Source organism: Sporolactobacillus sp. Y61, assembly GCF_040529185.1.
Lineage (GTDB): Bacteria > Bacillota > Bacilli > Bacillales > Sporolactobacillaceae > Sporolactobacillus.
The window spans coordinates 1,822,002-1,838,737 of the sequence record NZ_CP159510.1; the positions used below are offsets into that span (position 1 = coordinate 1,822,002).

Below are 16,736 nucleotides of genomic sequence, written 5' to 3' on the forward strand. Positions count from 1 at the left end.
AATCAGTGGGGGGACTTTATCCCCCACTGATTGTTAGTTGAACCAATCGGGCTTTTATGGGCAGTTAACCCCCACCCGGGTCAGTTCGTTTACCCACATTACTTTTGAGGTGGGGGTTTTACTGCCCGTTAATGCGGGATAAAGTGACATCTGTGTGAAATCGATTCCAGTGTGGTGAAATCACCGCCCGGCAACTTGAATTTACCGTCTCTGTCCTGTACAGTTAGAAATGGAACAACTTCGTTATCACTTATTGGAGGCAGGAGAACATGAGCAGCAAAGTAACCTTTGATTACAGCAATGCCCTTCCTTTTGTGGCAGAGCATGAAGTAGATTATTTATCGGCTCAGGTAGCAGCAGCTCACAAGGCTATTCATGAAAAAACGGTTGTAGGGAATGATTTTCTTGGCTGGCTGGATCTCCCCACGGCATACGACAAAGAAGAGTTTGCCAGGATAAAAAAAGCGGCAGAAAAGATCAGGAACGATTCCGATGTACTCGTTGTCATCGGCATCGGTGGATCTTATCTTGGAGCCCGCGCCGCTATTCAAACACTTCACCATTCCTTTTACAACGAACTTGCGGATTCTGACCGCAAGTCGCCGCAGATCTTTTTTGCAGGCAACAGCATCAGTTCGACGTATCTGAATGAATTATTTGATGTACTGAAGGACAAGGATGTATCCGTTAACGTCATTTCCAAGTCCGGAACGACCACGGAGCCTGCCATTGCCTTCAGGATATTCCGTGAATTTCTGGAAAACAAATACGGTAAAGAAGAAGCGAAAGGGCGTATTTATGCCACAACGGACAAGGCGAAAGGGGCGCTGAAAACCCTGGCTGACAGAGAAGGGTACGAAAGTTTCGTCATTCCTGATGATGTTGGCGGACGTTTCTCTGTACTGACCGCTGTAGGGCTTCTCCCAATCGCAGCATCCGGCATTGACATAGACGATCTGATGAAAGGGGCACGTGATGCTCAGGACGATTTCAGCGAACCGGATCTGGCAAAAAACCAATCTTATCAGTACGCTGCTGTTCGTCAGATTCTCTATAATAAAGGGAAATCTGTAGAAATGCTTGTCAACTTTGAGCCTCATTTGCATTACTTCTCTGAATGGTGGAAACAATTGTTTGGTGAAAGTGAAGGCAAGGATTTCAAGGGACTTTATCCATCATCAGCGGATTTCAGTACGGATCTGCATTCACTGGGTCAGTTTGTTCAGGAAGGCAGCCGGGTTATGTTTGAAACGGCCGTTCTTGTTGAAAAGCCAAGAAAAGACGTGACGATCCAGTCTGAAACGGCAAATCTCGATAATCTGAATTTCCTGAGCGGCAGGACCATGGATTTCGTCAATAAGAGAGCAGCAGAAGGTGTACGACTTGCCCACACGGACGGCGGGGTGCCACAGCTTGTAGTCAGGGTACCGGAACTGACTCCTTATCATTTCGGTTACCTGCTCTACTTCTTTGAAAAGGCAGTTGCTGTCAGTGGATTTCTGCTTGGCATCAATGCGTTTAATCAGCCTGGAGTTGAGGCTTACAAGAAAAATATGTTTGCTCTGCTTGGTAAACCTGGCTTCGAATCGGAAAAAGATGCTCTGGAAAGCCGTCTCAAACACTGAGACAACCTGAGTGCCGGTAAAAAATATGAAAAGTTGAAAAAAGTCTTGCCGCGACAGGCAGGCTTTTTTTAATTGACGATGAACCGTTTTTCCATTAACATGAGAGCAGCGGTCTTCTGGAACGGAAGCTTAATCCATACATTGACTTGGAAGGGAAGAATGGGATGTGAAAGGGAAAAGCAGCGGTATGTTCCCAAAACTGGTGAGTATTCTCCTGACCGTGATACAAATTATCATTACACTCTATATTCTGCTTAAATTTTTCGGCGCGAACGAAACACCGTTTGTGGTTTTTCTGAATGGTCTCAGCGCGCCGCTTCTCAATCCCTTCAGAAATATATTTGATTCGGTCGTATTCAGCGGACATATATTGGATCTCTCAGCTGTTTTTGCTCTAATCGTATACAGCGTCGTAGGTTTCGGACTTCAAAAAATCCTCAGTATCCTCAAAATGAAATAAAGCGAAACGTCTATCAGTGGGGGGCGCACAGGATGAACGCCTTCGTTTTTCGCCAGTGCATCCCCCACGGATTGTTCGCTGTGGTACTGCCCTTAATACGGGATAAAATGCTGCAGTGATCTGAAATTCGGGTAAGTAAAATGTATGAGGGTGGCAGGAAAAATGTGAGGAGAGAGCCGCCGGGTCCGACGGCTCTCTCCTCAACTCAAATTCCCGATTATTGACGAATATTGTTCATTCTGCTAGAATAACGACGTTGATCATTTTCACCTGTTCGCATGGGGCATTAGCTCAGCTGGGAGAGCGTTGCCTTCGCATGGCAGAGGTCAGGGGTTCGATCCCCCTATGCTCCATATTTCATGATTCAGACGGCCACCGGACGAAATGGATGACGGTGGCTTTTCTATATATACGGAATCCTGAATGTACGAGGGTGATCCTTATCGCTGAAAAGAACATAACAGACAAACTGAGACTTGACAGGTACAGGTCAACCGCTGTACTCCATCTTCCGGAAAAAGAAGCTGTGCATTTCAATGAGCTGAGTGGATATGATGTACAACTGCAAAATAAGAAATACGATCTGGTCTTTGCTTTCGTCTTTTCTCTGGATCAATTTGTCCAGCTTGTCCGGCGGATCAGGGATCTCGACTGCTTATTAGAAAAGGGCTATTTATACGTTGCTTATCCGAAGAAAGGGAATAAAACCTATCCGGATTTTGTGCACCGGGATGAGATATTCCCTGCGCTCCACGTGACACCACCTGAAGGTTACATTGACAGTAGTACGATCAGATTTTCGCGCATGGTCAGTCTTGATGCCACCTTTACAATTGTCGGCATGAAAAAAGATTCTGCCAGCCAGGGTCAGCCATCCACGAAGCCCAGCCAGCGTGTGAATGACTATATTTCCTATATTCCGTATATCGAGTCCCGCCTGGCTGACAAGCCTGCTCTGTCCGCTTTTTTCAGCAGCCTGACGCCGGGTTACCGAAAGGACTGGGCCCGTTATATCTATAGTGCGAAAAGAGAATCAACTCAAAAAAAGCGGTTTTCCGAGATGGAAATGATTCTCGATAAGGGATTCAAATCCAAAGATTTGTATCGTCGGTCCAGATCATGAGTAAAAATGCGCGGTGGCCATGAAACAGCCACTGCGCATTTTTTTAGTGCGCATGAACGGGCAGTACCCCTCAGGGGGGATGTGAAGGTAAAATAACATGCCCTGAGAGGGGGATAACAGCCCGCAGAAGCCCGATAGGTTCAACGAACAATCAGTGGTGGATGAAGCCCTCCCACTGATTGAAGTTTCACTTTATTTGTTAACTTATTGTCAGCTTTTATTACATAAATTTATCTAAGTTATTGAAAAATAAATTCAATTAACTATAATGAATAGATATAGAATTATTTTTTATTCTTTATTCATATTGAATTTTTGGGGCTTTAAAGTGAGCGATTTGTTTCGGAGAAAACCGATTTCCGAACTTTTGGAAGAATCGCAGGGGAAAACGGGGTTAAAAAAATCACTGGGCGCTTTCGACCTGACGATGCTTGGAATCGGCGCAATTATTGGTACCGGGATTTTCGTCCTTACCGGAGTAGCAGCGGCGGATCTGTCAGGCCCGGCATTGATCCTGTCTTTTCTGCTTTCCGGTCTGGCCTGCTGTTTCGCCGCACTGTGCTATGCGGAATTTGCATCCATGATTCCCGTAGCAGGAAGTGCTTATACATACGGTTATGCCGGACTGGGTGAAATCTGGGGCTGGATTATTGGCTGGGATCTGATTCTGGAATATGCTGTTGGTATTGCTACAGTCGCTATTGGCTGGTCAGGATATGTTGTGAATTTACTGGGGAATATAGGCATTCATCTGCCGAAAGCCATTACTGTTTCACCGTTTGAAGGCGGAGTGATTAATATTCCGGCCATGGTCATTATTGGATTGATCGCCTGGCTTCTGATCAGTGGTGTGCGGAATACATCCGGTGTGAACGGCGTGATTGTTATCATTAAAGTTTCTGTTGTTCTCCTGTTTATCGTACTGGCCGTCTGGCATGTCAAACCGGCCAACTGGACACCGTTTATGCCATATGGTTTCCAGGGCGTCGTATCTGGCGCGGCCGTCGTATTCTTTTCATATATCGGTTTTGACGCTGTGTCAACAGCAGCTGAGGAGACGCGTAATCCTCAGAAAAATATGCCAAAAGGGATCATTTATTCCCTGTTGATCTGTACTGCACTGTATATTGCTGTTTCTGCCATTCTCACAGGCATTGTTAAGTACACAGCTTATAAAACACCGGCAGGACATGCGGCACCAGTCGCCTATGCTCTGGACCAGATTGGCATCCACTGGGGTGCAGCACTCGTATCAGTCGGCGCGATCTGCGGCATTACATCTGTTTGCCTGGTTATGATGTATGGCCAGTCACGTATTTTCTTCGCCATGGCCCGTGACGGATTGATCCCCAAGGTGCTCGGCAGTGTTGATCCGAAGCATCAGACACCGGCTCTTTCAACAACCATTGTTGCTACAGCATGTGCCCTTACAGCCGGTTTCTTCCCGATCAGCATTGTTTCCGAACTTGTAAGTATCGGTACTCTGTTTGCCTTTATCATTGTCTGCGCAGGCATTATCGTTCTGCGTCAGAAAAGGAGTGATCTGAAGAGATCATTCAAGGTTCCGTTCTATCCGGTGACACCGATATTAGGAATTCTTTCCTGTGCGTATCTGATTACAGGCCTTAAGCCGGTAACATGGTTGCGGTTCATTGTCTGGTTTGCTCTTGGTTTAATTGTTTATTTCGCCTACAGCCGTCGTCACAGTCTTCTAAGACTTGAGAATCGACAACCGAAAACCGCGCGCGAATGACTGATTGGTTATAGAAACACAATTCTTTTATTAAAGTCCCCCTTCTTTTATATTGAAGGGGGGCTTATTTCCTGTCCCATTCTGTCAAAAAATTTATAAAAAAGTTACGCCATGCTCTTTTTTTGGTAAAGTTAAAGAAGAAATTGCAAACACTGTAAAGAGGATGAGTATGCACGGGTTACGTGAATGCTTCGGTAAGATCGGAGAGAATCATATGGACAGAAAGAGGATAGAAAAGCGTTTATTTCAGATAGCTTATTTTGTATTAAGCGCAGCGATTGTCGGCCTTTTTGTCTATTTTGTCATCCTGCTCATTGGTAATCACTATACCGATGATGAGAAGCTCGTGATGAGTCGCACGTCGATTATTGTCGATCAAAAGGGGCAGGAAATATCCAGACTTTATGCAGAGAACCGTGAGCCGGTCTCGTTAAAGAAAATTCCCGAACGGGTACAGGATGCGTTTATTGTGACTGAAGATATCCGGTTCTATGATCATTCGGGAATTGACCTTCGCGGGATTTCCCGGGCCATTGTTTCAAATCTCCTTTCCGGTGAAAAGCGCGAGGGAGGGAGTACCATTACCCAGCAGCTGGCAAGGAACGCCTATCTGTCCAATGAAAAATCCTGGATGAGGAAGGCCAAGGAGGCAGCTATTGCCATCAGTCTGGAACGAAGATACAGTAAGAAACAGATTCTGGAGATGTATCTGAATCAGCTGTACTTTGGACACGGTATCTATGGTATCCAGACGGCTTCCAGGTTCTTTTTCAATAAGAGTGCAGACGAACTGAATGAGACTGAGGCTGCACTGCTTGCCGCACTGCCAAAGGGCCCGAATGGTTATTCGCCCATTCTTCATCCGAAAAAAGCACTGGAGCGACGTAACCTCGTGATCGGTTTACTTCAGAAACACGGGAAGCTGAGCGCTGAACAGTCAGTCAGGATGAAAGGAACGACTCTCGGCCTTCATATTCAGAGGATCCAGACTCATCCGGAGTATGACTCCTATGTTGATCTGGTAAAAGATGAGGCGCAAAGACGTTTTCACATTGACGAAGATGAACTGATCCGCGGTGGATACAAAATTGTTGTTCCAATCAATAGAGAAGCGCAGAAGGCGTCATACCAGGCGTTTAAGGATAACCGTTATTTTCGCGGGTCCAATCCGAAATTATCCCCGCAGGGTGCCTTTGTACTGATGAATAAAAACGGGGCGATGCTGGCTGCTCAGGGGGGACGGAACTATGTACGTGGCAGTCTGAACCGTGTTCAGTCCTCGCGGCAGCCGGGATCTTCATTCAAACCGCTGGCAGTATATGGACCTGCCCTTGATTCAGGAAAATATCAGCCGTATTCGCTGCTTCAGGATAAGGAAGTTTCTTATGGAAAGTACGCACCGACAAACTATACCGGTCGTTATACAGGTGAGATGACGATGTACGATGCGATTACGGTTTCTCAGAATGCTCCGGCTGTCTGGCTGCTGAATCAGATTGGCATTGAAAAAAGTAAATCTTACCTGAAGAAAATGGATATTAATCTGCCGGATAAGGGGCTGGCTATTGCCCTTGGAGGACTCCGTGATGGCGTCACGCCGCTGCAAATGGCTTCTGCTTATACGGCCTTTGATAATCAGGGCGTGCAGTCTGAACCCTGGTTTATCCAGACGCTCTACGATCATCAGGGCAGAAAAATTGGCGGAGAACCTGCTGAAAAGAAGAAAGTTTTCTCTGCTCAGACGGCCTGGTATATGACTCGAATGTTACAATCTGTTGTCAAAAACGGAACAGGGCAGGCGGGATACAGTGCGTCCGAAATTGCCGGGAAAACGGGATCCGTTGCGTATTCAAGAAACGGGTTGTCGGATGCCTGGTTTGTCGGATATACCCCTGAAGTGACAGGTGCTGTCTGGATCGGCTACGATCAGACGAATGAGAAGCAGTATTTATCCGGATCAAGCGACGATGCGGTAAGTCTGTTTAAGACCATCATAAACGGTGTTCCCGGTCAATCCCGGCTGGCTTTTGAAAAACCTGACGGAGTGGCAGATCTGGATCAGCCGATCCGAATGGCGGAGGTGACCCGCCTCACGGCGAAAGGGACACTGGGCAAGTTCGCCATGCCGGCACTCGAACTCAACTGGAATGGTTCTAAGGATAAACGGATGATTTACAGTATCTATGCAGAAGAAAACGGGAAAACAAAATTAAAGGGAAAAGTGACCGGAGAAAACCACTATCGCATTGATTTTGTCAATCCAATGGCTAATGCTTCCTATTACGTCATTCCTTACAATCCGCAGACCGGAAGGCATGGAGCGACATCTCCTAAGGTGGAAGCGAACTGGTTTTCAAAGTTGTAATCATTTTCCAGTTACACCAGGTGCATTTCCTGAACATTTCCCTTAGAATAAGAGGTGGAAACGTTTTAGAAAGAAAATCAGGACAGAGATCCGAACAAATAAGGAATGAAGCCAGTGTTTCATGATACTTTTTTAAAAGCATGCCGTCAGGAACCCGTATCCCGGATTCCGGTATGGTACATGCGGCAGGCGGGCCGCTATCAGGCAGAATATCGTGTTATCCGCGCGCAACACCACAATTTTTTCGACCTCTGCAGGGACCCCGAACTGTGTGCGAGGGTAACCCGGCTCCCGGTTGAGCATCTTGGCGTGGATGCTGCCATTTTATTCTCCGATATTATGACCCCGTTAAAGGCAAGAGGTTTAGATGTTGAACTGGTTGAAGGGACAGGGCCGGTCATCAGACATCCATTTCGCCGTGCGCACGATCTGTCATCGCTCAGGACCCTCGACCCGGATCGTGATCTTCAGTATGTGATCGAGACGGTTAAACTGCTTCACAGCCAGCTTTCCGTTCCGCTTATCGGTTTTGCCGGTGCCCCGTTCACGCTGGCCAGTTATATGATTGAAGGCGGGCCCTCAAAAAATTATCACCTGACAAAGGGATTTATGTACACGCATCCTGATGACTGGCAGGCGCTTATGGAGGATCTGGCGGCCATGACGGTGAGCTATTTAAAAGCTCAGATAGCAGCCGGTGCTCAGGCCGTACAGGTTTTTGATTCGTGGGTCGGGGCTCTTGGCGCAGAAGACTACCGGACGTTTATTGCCCCCGTTATGAGAAATATTTTTACAGCATTGCGACAAACAGATGCCGTTACCCTTTACTTTGCTGCCGGTGCAGGGCATTTACTGAAAGAGTGGGACAAACTTCCGGTTGATGTGCTGTCCTTTGATTGGCGGACGTCCCCGCAGTTCATCCGGGGGATGCATCTGTCAAAGGCCGTTCAGGGCAATCTCGACCCCTCAATGCTTCTGGCTCCTTTTCCGCTGCTAAAGGAGCGGACCAGGCAGATATTAGACGTTATGGGCTGTCGTCCGGGATTTATCTTTAATCTTGGTCACGGCCTGTTCCCTGAAGTTGATGAACAGCAGCTGAAACGGTTAACAGATTTTATTCACCAGTATCCAATTTATAAAGAAAGAAGCTATGAAGATGAGTAATAAGAAAAAAATGGGCCTCCTTGTTATGGCTTACGGGACGCCTTATAAAAAGGAAGATATCGTTCCGTATTATACCGCCATCAGACATGGGAGACGCCCGTCTCAGGAACAGATAGAGGATTTGACCAGGCGTTACGAAGCGATTGGCGGTGTTTCACCGCTTGCCCGATTGACAAAAGCCCAGATGGACGCCCTTACCGAACGACTAAATCACGGACAGGATGACATCATCTTTCAATCCCGGCTCGGCCTTAAATACATACATCCTTTTATTGAAGATGCTGTCGAGGACATGCGACAGGATGGAATTGAACAGGCTATTGCTCTTTCCCTTGCACCTCACTATTCCAGATTCAGTGTTCAGGCGTATACAGACCGTGCCAAAAAGGCGGCGGGAGATCAGGGACCGGCTATATACCCGATTAAAAGCTGGTATACTGAACCGAAATTCATCCAGTACTGGTCACAGGCAATCCGCGGGATTCTGGATGCTCTGCCGGAAGATGAGCGCAGCACAAGTGTTGTTATTTTCAGTGCGCACAGTTTACCCCGACGGATCTTAACCGGCGGTGATCCGTATCCGGACCAGATCGCTGAAACAATACAAGCAATTACCGCGCAAACCGATATTCCGCATGTTGCCCAGGCATGGCAGAGTGCCGGAAAAACGCCTGATCCATGGCTTGGTCCCGATATAATGGATAAGATTCGTGAGTTAATGACAGGACATCACTATAAACATCTGATTTTCTGCCCTATCGGATTTGTCTCCGAGCACCTGGAGGTTTTATATGATAATGATATGGAGTGTCGTACACTGGTGGAGTCTCTGGGCGGGGCTTATCATCGTCCCTCCATGCCGGATACTGATCCTCTGTTTATTGAGGCCCTGGCAAGTGCAGTATGGAAGGCCTGTCAGAAAAATAAAGGAGTCCTGTCATGAGATAAGTAGTTCAGTTTTTGTGCGAGAAAAACAAAAAAATCGTATAAATAAAGTGCTAAATCGCATGGCGTTTAGCACCTTTTTTTGCTTATGTATCAAAAATAATATGTGTTTCGAGCTGAAATGAACAAACAGTATGACAATAACTATTGTGGTCGTTCTCATCGATGCGCGAAATGGGTTATTATTTACTTTGTTAGTTTGAATATAATGAGGTGTTCTAAAGAGCTGTGCAAGTGTAAAATTAACAGTGATAAAAAAATTAAGTGCGGGGTTGATAAATGTATGTATATGACAATCATTATCATAGCATCCTTATATGTGTGGTCTGCAGCACTACACGAACTAATTAAACCTTTAAAAAAGCAAAATAGCCGAAAAATAATCATCTTAACTTCTTTTGGCACTTTATCAACGTTAGTTTTAACTGTTTGGCTTTTCCAAAGTCTATTCTTATAATAGAATTCATTTTTTCAACCTTTTCTGAGTTTCCCGTCTCCAGATATTTTACCCCTTGAACGGGTACGGCGGGTGTGTTAATATTTCATAGTAGAACGAATTGACTGGAATGTTCATTCGGTCAATAGAATGGTGATGGCAAAGAATGGTCGACCGTAAAGAAAACATCCTGAAAGCCGCGGAGCAGACATTCGCATCTTTTGGTTATAAGGCAACAACGATGGATCTTGTTGCGCGCATGGCGAATGTCGGAAAGGGGACGATTTATACTTTTTTTACAAACAAAGAAGACCTTTTTTTTGAAATCATGAAGCAGTTTATTGAAAAAATCAAAAAGGTCGCAAGCAGTGCGATTCATGATGAAGATGATTTTTTTACCAATCTTCACCGGGCACTTTACAGTGTACTGGAGTTTCGCAAGGAGCATCAGCTGACCATTAAACTGACTCAGGAGATCAAAGAAATTGGAACCGTGCAGGCAAAACAGGCTTTAGGTAACGTCGAGGATGCTATTCTGGATTTTCTGGAGGGCAATATTAAGAATGCCTTGAAGAAAGGCGAGATCAAGACCTGCGATCCTAAGGTGACGGCTTTCGTTATCCTCAGGCTCTATATCGCGCTCGTCTTTGACTGGGAGTTGAGACATGCTCCTCTGTCCAGCAGTGAGATTGCCGATTTGTTTGGATTGTATCTCGTCAGAGGTTTAAAAAAGTGATGGGCATCACATTTATTTTTTTGCAGGAAAGTGACTAAATGACTAAAATAGTCATTTTGAACTGGAATCAGGCAAGTATGAGAAGAAAAGGGTGTGTGCAACATGAATGTAATCCATCTAATATGGGCGGAACTGAAAGCCATAGTGGCTAAACCACACAATATTGTTGTGATGGTTGCTGTGATGTGTATTCCGTTACTTTATGCAGGAATGTTCCTGTATGGATTCTGGGACGCGTTTGGCAAAACCGGGCAGCTGCCTGTTGCCGTTGTGAATCAGGATTCAGGTGCAGAGATTGCCGGCAGGCAGCTTCATGCGGGTGACGATCTGGTAGATAATCTGAAGAAAGACGATAATTTTAAGTGGTCGTTCGTCAGTGAAAAAAAGGCTGAAGACGGCTTTAAGGATAATCATTATTTCATGACGGTTCGGATCCCGTCTTCTTTCTCAGAGAATGCAACAACATTATCAGATCAGAAAGTCAGACCAGCTAATATTGAATACCGGATTAATCGGGATTATAACTTTATTTCAGGGAAAATGGCAGATACGGGCATAAAAAATCTTCAGACGCGTATTTCAGATGCAATCACAAAAACCTATGCCAAAACGATGTATACACAAATCGATAAACTGACTGACGGTCTGGCAGATGCCTCTAAAGGAGCAAATGATCTGTCCGGCGGCGGAAAATCTGAACTTGCCGGTTTGAATCAGTTAAAAAGCGGCTTCAAAGACCTGGCAAATGGCACCGGTCAGCTGACAGACGGGTCAGAAAAACTTACAGGCGGCGCTTCGGAGCTGAATGACGGGGCAAAGACGTTAAACTCCGGAGTTCAGCAATACACCGGAGCGGTAAGCAATCAGATTGCACCTGGATCAAATCAACTGGCCTCAGGATTAAATCAACTGAACAGTGGCATTCAGCAGCAAAACCTGGGCGGAAATGTTAATCGACTGAATAGCGGAATGCAGGACTTTTATGCCATTATTCAAGGGCTTCCGCAACAGATTGATCACTCTATTAATCCGGCTCAAATTGGAAATACAGCTATGCAACAGGTGGCTGGAAATAAAACAGAAATTCAGAGTGCTGCGAGAAAGCAAGTAAAAAATAATGAGAAACAAATTATTCAGTCCGCACAGAGTTCAATTAATCACTCTGAAGTAGAAGCAGCGGCACTGGCTGCCGCTAATAGTCAGCCGGGAGGTACAATACAGGAGCAGGCTGATGCAAATGCATCAAAAATAACAAAGACTATTTCAGATTCAGTGAAGAGTCAGGCTACAATAGACCAGGTTACTGCGGGATTAAACAATAATAAACAATTAAATCAATTACTACTTTCCCTGTTGAATAAAGCAGGATATGACCCACATACATCAAAAGCAGTTATTAATAACCTGTACAATGTAATGGCACAGTCAACAACGAGTACAATCGGAGAATCGGTCAATTCGGGAAAGAATACGAATGCAATTGCAAGTTCTCTCCAGACTTCAGCAGAAGAAACAATCAAAAAAACAGCTTCAGGAACTGCACAGAGAGTCGCACCAGCAGCTGCTGTTGCTACTGCCGAACAGATTGCTCCGGAGACTGCTCTAAGTACGGCACAACAAGTTTCCCGTCAGACTGCGACGGAAACCGCGGCGCAAATGAAGAGTGGTGTTATCAGGAATATGCAGCAGAAAGATCCGAGAACCGGTCTGACCCTTAATTCTGCCGCTCGTCAACTAGCTGACGGAACAGCGCAGCTGTCCGGGCGTAACGGCATTCCACTTATTACTTCCAGCGTCAGTCAGGCGACACAAGGTGCACAGACATTAAATAGCGGTCTCAATCAGTTGAACAGCAACTCAGCCAGTCTGGTAAATGGATCATCTGCACTTGCCGGGAACACCGGTAAACTGGCAAATGGTGCTGCATCGCTGACGAATGGCCTCTCCGGCCTCTCAAGCGGTCAGCAGCAGCTTTCTAATGGCACAAATAAGGTAGCCGGCGGTGCACAGCAGATTTACAAGGGAAATTCGAAGCTGGCCGGAAGCCTGTCCGATGCACACAGTCAGCTGGCGGAGACGCCAACCGACGACAGCCATGCTCAGAAATTCTCGGAGCCCGTAAGGCTGATCGACAGCTCAAACCAGGCGGTTGATACATTTGGCTCCGGATTTACTCCCTATTTCATTTGCATCGGCCTGTTTGTCGGAGCACTGGTGCTGACCCTTATTTATGATCTTGGTAAACCGGCAGGACTTGCGACAGCGGGATGGAACATTGCGCTGAGTAAATATTTCATCACGATTCTGATGTCCGTCGCTCAGGCCCTGCTGGTTGATCTAGCAGTACTGGGCGGACTTGGGTTGTCCGTCGATCACCCGTGGACCTTCATTGGGTTTACCATTCTAACCAGCATGAGTTTCATGGCGATCATTCAGTGGCTGGCCGGTTCCTTTAATAACGAAGGACGGTTTGTTGCCCTCGTGATTCTGCTCTTCCAGCTTGTGACGAGCGGGGGAGCCTATTCTATCGAACTGATCCCGGGCTGGCTTCAGAAAATTTCACCCATACTTCCGATGACCTATGCAGTCAATGGATTCCGAAATATCATTGACGGCGGCCAGCATCAGATGCTCGTGAATAATTCTATTGCGCTTCTGGTCTTTATTCTTGTGGGACTCCTGTTAAGCATCATCACCTTCTCAATCAAATTCCACAGAGATCAGAAAAACAATAAAGCAGGAAAGTTATCCGGTTCTCCTATGGAACTTTCTAATTAACTTTTTGATTGATCAAAAAAACGCCGGGCGGATTCTGCATCCGTCCGGCGTTTTTACATAGTGAATCAGGAGATTTTTAAAACGGATCCTCTCTGCCGACATAATCCACCCGGAAAGTGCCGTGGTCAAAAATCAGTTTTGTGACACTTGTATTGGGGACAGGAGGGAGGTGCGTGCCTTTTTCCATCAGGGTATAGACGACACAATTAATATACATCCCGTGGCTCACGGCAAGAAGGGTAGAGCCTTCAGATGAGGCAAACACATCCAGAATATGTTCAATCCGCTTTTTTACATCTTCATAACTTTCAGCAAGACCGGTTTTATCTGCTTTTTTAATGCCGGCGAGCCCCTGAATCCGCAGTTCATCAGGGGAATCGCCATTCAGCCCGGGAATTCCCGATGCTTCTTTTGCCCCTCTCCATGTGAAATCATTGGGATCGCCTTCAAACATACCAAAGCTGACTTCTCTGAGACAGGGCGTTTCGAAGAGCGGAAGCTCAGGATTAGCTGAATGAGATAATAGAATTTGCGATGTTTTTCTTGTACGGCTGAGGTCACTGGTATATGCCGCGTCAAAAGAAATGCCGTTATTTTTAAAACGTTCACCAAGCTCTGCTGCCTTCTTCAGACCTTCAGCTGTCAGCGGGGTATCTGAAATTCCCTGTACTTTATTTAATAAGTTGAATAATGTCCGTCCATGTCTGACCAAATAAATCGATTTCATATCTTCAGACCTCCTGGCAGTGTCCTGGCCGCGTACAAACTGTGACCACTTGAATCAGTTTAATGGAAATTTCGGTTTGATGCAAAAAAAATATCCGTATCGTGAAGCCGTGAATAAAATTAATTTTAGCACAGGTGAATACCGGTACCTGCGCCTGGACGGCAGACTGAAGGCACTTTAGAATGAAAGGAGTGATGTGACAACTTTTTTGGGGGACTTTTCATGATTTACATTAATAATCGGGATGTTCTTGACCAGACATTGAATTTTGCGTTGGAGGAATATGCATTAAAATATCTGGATATCAATGAGACGTACCTGATGTTCTATCGCATGGCACCGACTGTTATTGTCGGACGCAATCAGAATACGGCTGAAGAAATCAACAGGGATTATATTCGGGCGAATAAGGTCACGGTAACCCGGAGGCTTTCAGGTGGAGGAGCTGTGTATAACGATCCGGGCAATTTAAGTTTCAGCTTTATCGCCAAAGACGACGGAGACAGCTTTAACAATTATCGTAAATTTACAGAACCCGTTATTCGGGCTCTACATTATATGGGTGTCGAAGCCCGGCTTGAAGGAAGAAATGACCTGACGCTTGATGGTAAAAAAATATCGGGGAATGCGCAATTTGTCACTCAGGGGCGTATTTTCAGTCATGGTACGCTGCTTTTTGATGTTAATCTGGATCATGTTTCAAAAGCGCTCCATCCCGATGCGGCAAAATATGAATCAAAGGGGATCAAATCCGTACGAAGCCGGGTCACCAATATCCGTGAGCATCTGACGAAGGATATGACAATTCAGCAATTCCGTGAAACCTTGCTTCACTATATTTTTGAAGGTCAGGAAAAAATTCCGGAATATCAGATTACGGACGAAGACTGGACAAACATTGTTGATATTGCCAATAAGCGTTATAGAAACTGGGATTGGGTTTATGGCAAATCTCCTGAATTTAATGTTCAAAAGGCAAAACGCTTTCCCGGCGGGCGGATTGACCTGAGAATGAATGTGAAAAAAAGTGTGGTTGAGAAAATGACGATTTATGGTGACTTCTTTGGTGCGGGTGATGTAACGGACATTGAGAAGCTTCTCGTCGGCACAAAATATGACCGGAAGGCTATTGAAGAAAAGTTAAATGGTGTGGACGTACACAAATACTTCGGAAGAATCAGTGAGGAGGAACTCTTGTCTGTTCTGATCTGAGGGATGAGCGCCTGTTCTAAACAGTCCGGGGACAAACTAGAATAAGAATGGCCAGTCCTTTCGGGGACCGGAAGACTGAAGATCCCATAACCCTAAAAGGAGGGTTCATCTTGAAAAAGGTTGTCCGGGGATTCATCCTGATCTATCTGATCTATCTCATCGCCATCGGTGTCTACTTTTTCTTATGGGCGAAAACAGGGATCCCCGCAGAAGCAAAGGGAACACCTGCGGATCCGGCGCAGTTTATGAGTAAAGACCGCATCACGGAAAGCCTGAACTACAATGCCCTGCGGCACTTTATATCTTTTGCCCTGATTCCGCTGGAGTGGGGTGTCTATCTGTTTGTTCTGATCAGCGGTTTCTCTGTGTGGCTGAGAAACCGTTCTGAAAGAATAACCGGCCATTTTCTCATTCAGATGCTCATCGGCTTCGCCGCCCTGTCCCTTGTAGGCGCCATTGTTTTTCTCCCGGCAGACCTGATTTCCTATCAAATTTCTCGGCACTATGGCATTTCTGTTCAGCCTTTTTACGACTGGCTGAGAGATCAGGGGATCAGTCTGGCGGTTGACAGCCTGATCGGCTTTTTTGCACTGACTGCCGTTTTCTTTTTTATTCGCAGATATCCGGCAAACTGGTGGCTGCCCGTCTGGCTGCTGGCTGTTCCGTTTGTTGTTTTTCTGATCTATATCCAGCCGGTGGTCATTGATCCGCTGTACAATCATTTTCAGAGCCTTCAGGATGGCAGGCTGAAGCAGGAGATTCTGCAACTGGCCGCACGTGCCCAAATTCCTGCAGATGATGTCTATGAGGTAGATATGTCCAGTGAAACGAATGCAATGAACGCCTATGTGAACGGGCTGGGCTCTCATTTGAGGATTGTGCTCTGGGATACGACGATCAGGCAATTGAGTCCCCCGGAAGTGCTGTTTATTATGGCCCATGAAATGGCCCATTACGTCATGCATCACATTGTGTGGGCAGTCACAGCTGCACTTGCCGGTTTGCTGGTTGGTTTAATCCTCGCAGCAAAATTTCTGCTCTGGGCGGTGCAGAAATGGGGAGCCAGGCTCAATCTTAACCATCCGGGAGATATTGCTGCTTTGCCGCTTGTCTTACTCATATTTTCAGTTCTGTCCTTTGCTTTTGAACCGGTACAGGGTGCCATTTCAAGACAGTTTGAGCGTTCAGCTGACAGCTACGCCATCCATCTGACCGGTGACCGGGAAGCCGCTATTTCATCCTTTCAGAAGATTTCTTCTGCCAGTCTGGCGGAAATCAATCCACCTGCACTTGTCAAATGGATCCAGTATGATCACCCGACCATGCTTGAGCGCTTCCAATATCTGGAGCAGGTGAATCTTAAAGATAAAGAATGAAAAAATTCCTCCACTGATGATGGTTTATGCTAAACT

General features: G+C 46.1%; 12 protein-coding genes and 1 tRNA gene. 12 read left to right on the forward strand and 1 reads right to left on the reverse strand.

The window, feature by feature from the left end:
• Positions 1 to 269: 269 nt before the first annotated feature.
• From ABNN70_RS08645 to ABNN70_RS08690, 10 genes are all read left to right on the forward strand, one after another.
• Positions 270 to 1,625 (forward strand): glucose-6-phosphate isomerase, encoded by a 1,356-nt coding sequence (locus tag ABNN70_RS08645; RefSeq protein WP_353947559.1) that lies wholly within the window; start codon positions 270 to 272, stop codon positions 1,623 to 1,625.
• Positions 1,626 to 1,791: 166 nt separating this feature from the next.
• Positions 1,792 to 2,085: a YggT family protein gene (locus tag ABNN70_RS08650; RefSeq protein WP_129930863.1), complete on the forward strand. Its 294-nt coding sequence runs from the start codon at positions 1,792 to 1,794 to the stop codon at positions 2,083 to 2,085.
• 280 nt (positions 2,086 to 2,365) lie between these two features.
• Positions 2,366 to 2,438: transfer RNA gene (locus tag ABNN70_RS08655), tRNA-Ala, on the forward strand.
• Positions 2,439 to 2,518: 80 nt separating this feature from the next.
• Positions 2,519 to 3,208: a YdeI/OmpD-associated family protein gene (locus tag ABNN70_RS08660; RefSeq protein ID WP_353947560.1), complete on the forward strand. Its 690-nt coding sequence runs from the start codon at positions 2,519 to 2,521 to the stop codon at positions 3,206 to 3,208.
• Positions 3,209 to 3,536: 328 nt separating this feature from the next.
• Entirely contained in the window at positions 3,537 to 4,961 is a 1,425-nt protein-coding gene (locus tag ABNN70_RS08665) for an amino acid permease (RefSeq protein ID WP_353947561.1), read from the forward strand.
• Positions 4,962 to 5,130: 169 nt separating this feature from the next.
• Positions 5,131 to 7,326, forward strand: coding sequence for a PBP1A family penicillin-binding protein (locus ABNN70_RS08670; protein WP_353947562.1), 2,196 nt, complete (start codon positions 5,131 to 5,133; stop codon positions 7,324 to 7,326).
• 105 nt (positions 7,327 to 7,431) lie between these two features.
• A complete protein-coding gene (gene hemE, locus ABNN70_RS08675) occupies positions 7,432 to 8,490 on the forward strand; it encodes a uroporphyrinogen decarboxylase (protein WP_129930869.1) in 1,059 nt (352 codons plus the stop codon).
• Positions 8,483 to 9,433, forward strand: coding sequence for a ferrochelatase (gene hemH, locus ABNN70_RS08680; protein ID WP_129930871.1), 951 nt, complete (start codon positions 8,483 to 8,485; stop codon positions 9,431 to 9,433). The genes hemE and hemH overlap by 8 nt, the downstream gene beginning before the upstream one ends.
• A gap of 604 nt (positions 9,434 to 10,037) precedes the next feature.
• On the forward strand, positions 10,038 to 10,607 hold the full coding sequence (locus ABNN70_RS08685; RefSeq protein ID WP_129929745.1) for a TetR/AcrR family transcriptional regulator: 570 nt from the start codon (positions 10,038 to 10,040) through the stop codon (positions 10,605 to 10,607).
• Between the two features lie 102 nt (positions 10,608 to 10,709).
• Positions 10,710 to 13,385: a YhgE/Pip domain-containing protein gene (locus tag ABNN70_RS08690; protein ID WP_353947563.1), complete on the forward strand. Its 2,676-nt coding sequence runs from the start codon at positions 10,710 to 10,712 to the stop codon at positions 13,383 to 13,385.
• A gap of 76 nt (positions 13,386 to 13,461) precedes the next feature.
• On the opposite strand, the gene ABNN70_RS08695 is transcribed toward ABNN70_RS08690, so the two are convergent.
• Positions 13,462 to 14,112 carry a histidine phosphatase family protein gene (locus ABNN70_RS08695; RefSeq protein ID WP_353947564.1) on the reverse strand — a complete coding sequence of 217 codons (651 nt, stop codon included), beginning with the start codon at positions 14,110 to 14,112 and terminating at the stop codon, positions 13,462 to 13,464.
• A gap of 222 nt (positions 14,113 to 14,334) precedes the next feature.
• On the opposite strand from ABNN70_RS08695, the gene ABNN70_RS08700 reads away from it, so the two are divergent.
• Entirely contained in the window at positions 14,335 to 15,324 is a 990-nt protein-coding gene (locus ABNN70_RS08700; RefSeq protein ID WP_353947565.1) for a lipoate--protein ligase, read from the forward strand.
• Between the two features lie 110 nt (positions 15,325 to 15,434).
• On the forward strand, positions 15,435 to 16,700 hold the full coding sequence (locus ABNN70_RS08705; protein ID WP_353947566.1) for a M48 family metallopeptidase: 1,266 nt from the start codon (positions 15,435 to 15,437) through the stop codon (positions 16,698 to 16,700).
• The last annotated feature ends 36 nt before the right edge of the window (positions 16,701 to 16,736 follow it).

Coding starts and splice junctions, on each gene's coding strand:
- hemH (WP_129930871.1), top strand. CDS start 8,483: ATGAGTAATAAGAAAAAAATGGGCCTCCTTGTTATGGCTTACGGGACG.
- hemE (WP_129930869.1), top strand. CDS start 7,432: ATGAAGCCAGTGTTTCATGATACTTTTTTAAAAGCATGCCGTCAGGAA.
- ABNN70_RS08695 (WP_353947564.1), bottom strand. CDS start 14,112: ATGAAATCGATTTATTTGGTCAGACATGGACGGACATTATTCAACTTA.
- ABNN70_RS08670 (WP_353947562.1), top strand. CDS start 5,131: ATGCACGGGTTACGTGAATGCTTCGGTAAGATCGGAGAGAATCATATG.
- ABNN70_RS08645 (WP_353947559.1), top strand. CDS start 270: ATGAGCAGCAAAGTAACCTTTGATTACAGCAATGCCCTTCCTTTTGTG.
- ABNN70_RS08700 (WP_353947565.1), top strand. CDS start 14,335: ATGATTTACATTAATAATCGGGATGTTCTTGACCAGACATTGAATTTT.
- ABNN70_RS08685 (WP_129929745.1), top strand. CDS start 10,038: ATGGTCGACCGTAAAGAAAACATCCTGAAAGCCGCGGAGCAGACATTC.
- ABNN70_RS08690 (WP_353947563.1), top strand. CDS start 10,710: ATGAATGTAATCCATCTAATATGGGCGGAACTGAAAGCCATAGTGGCT.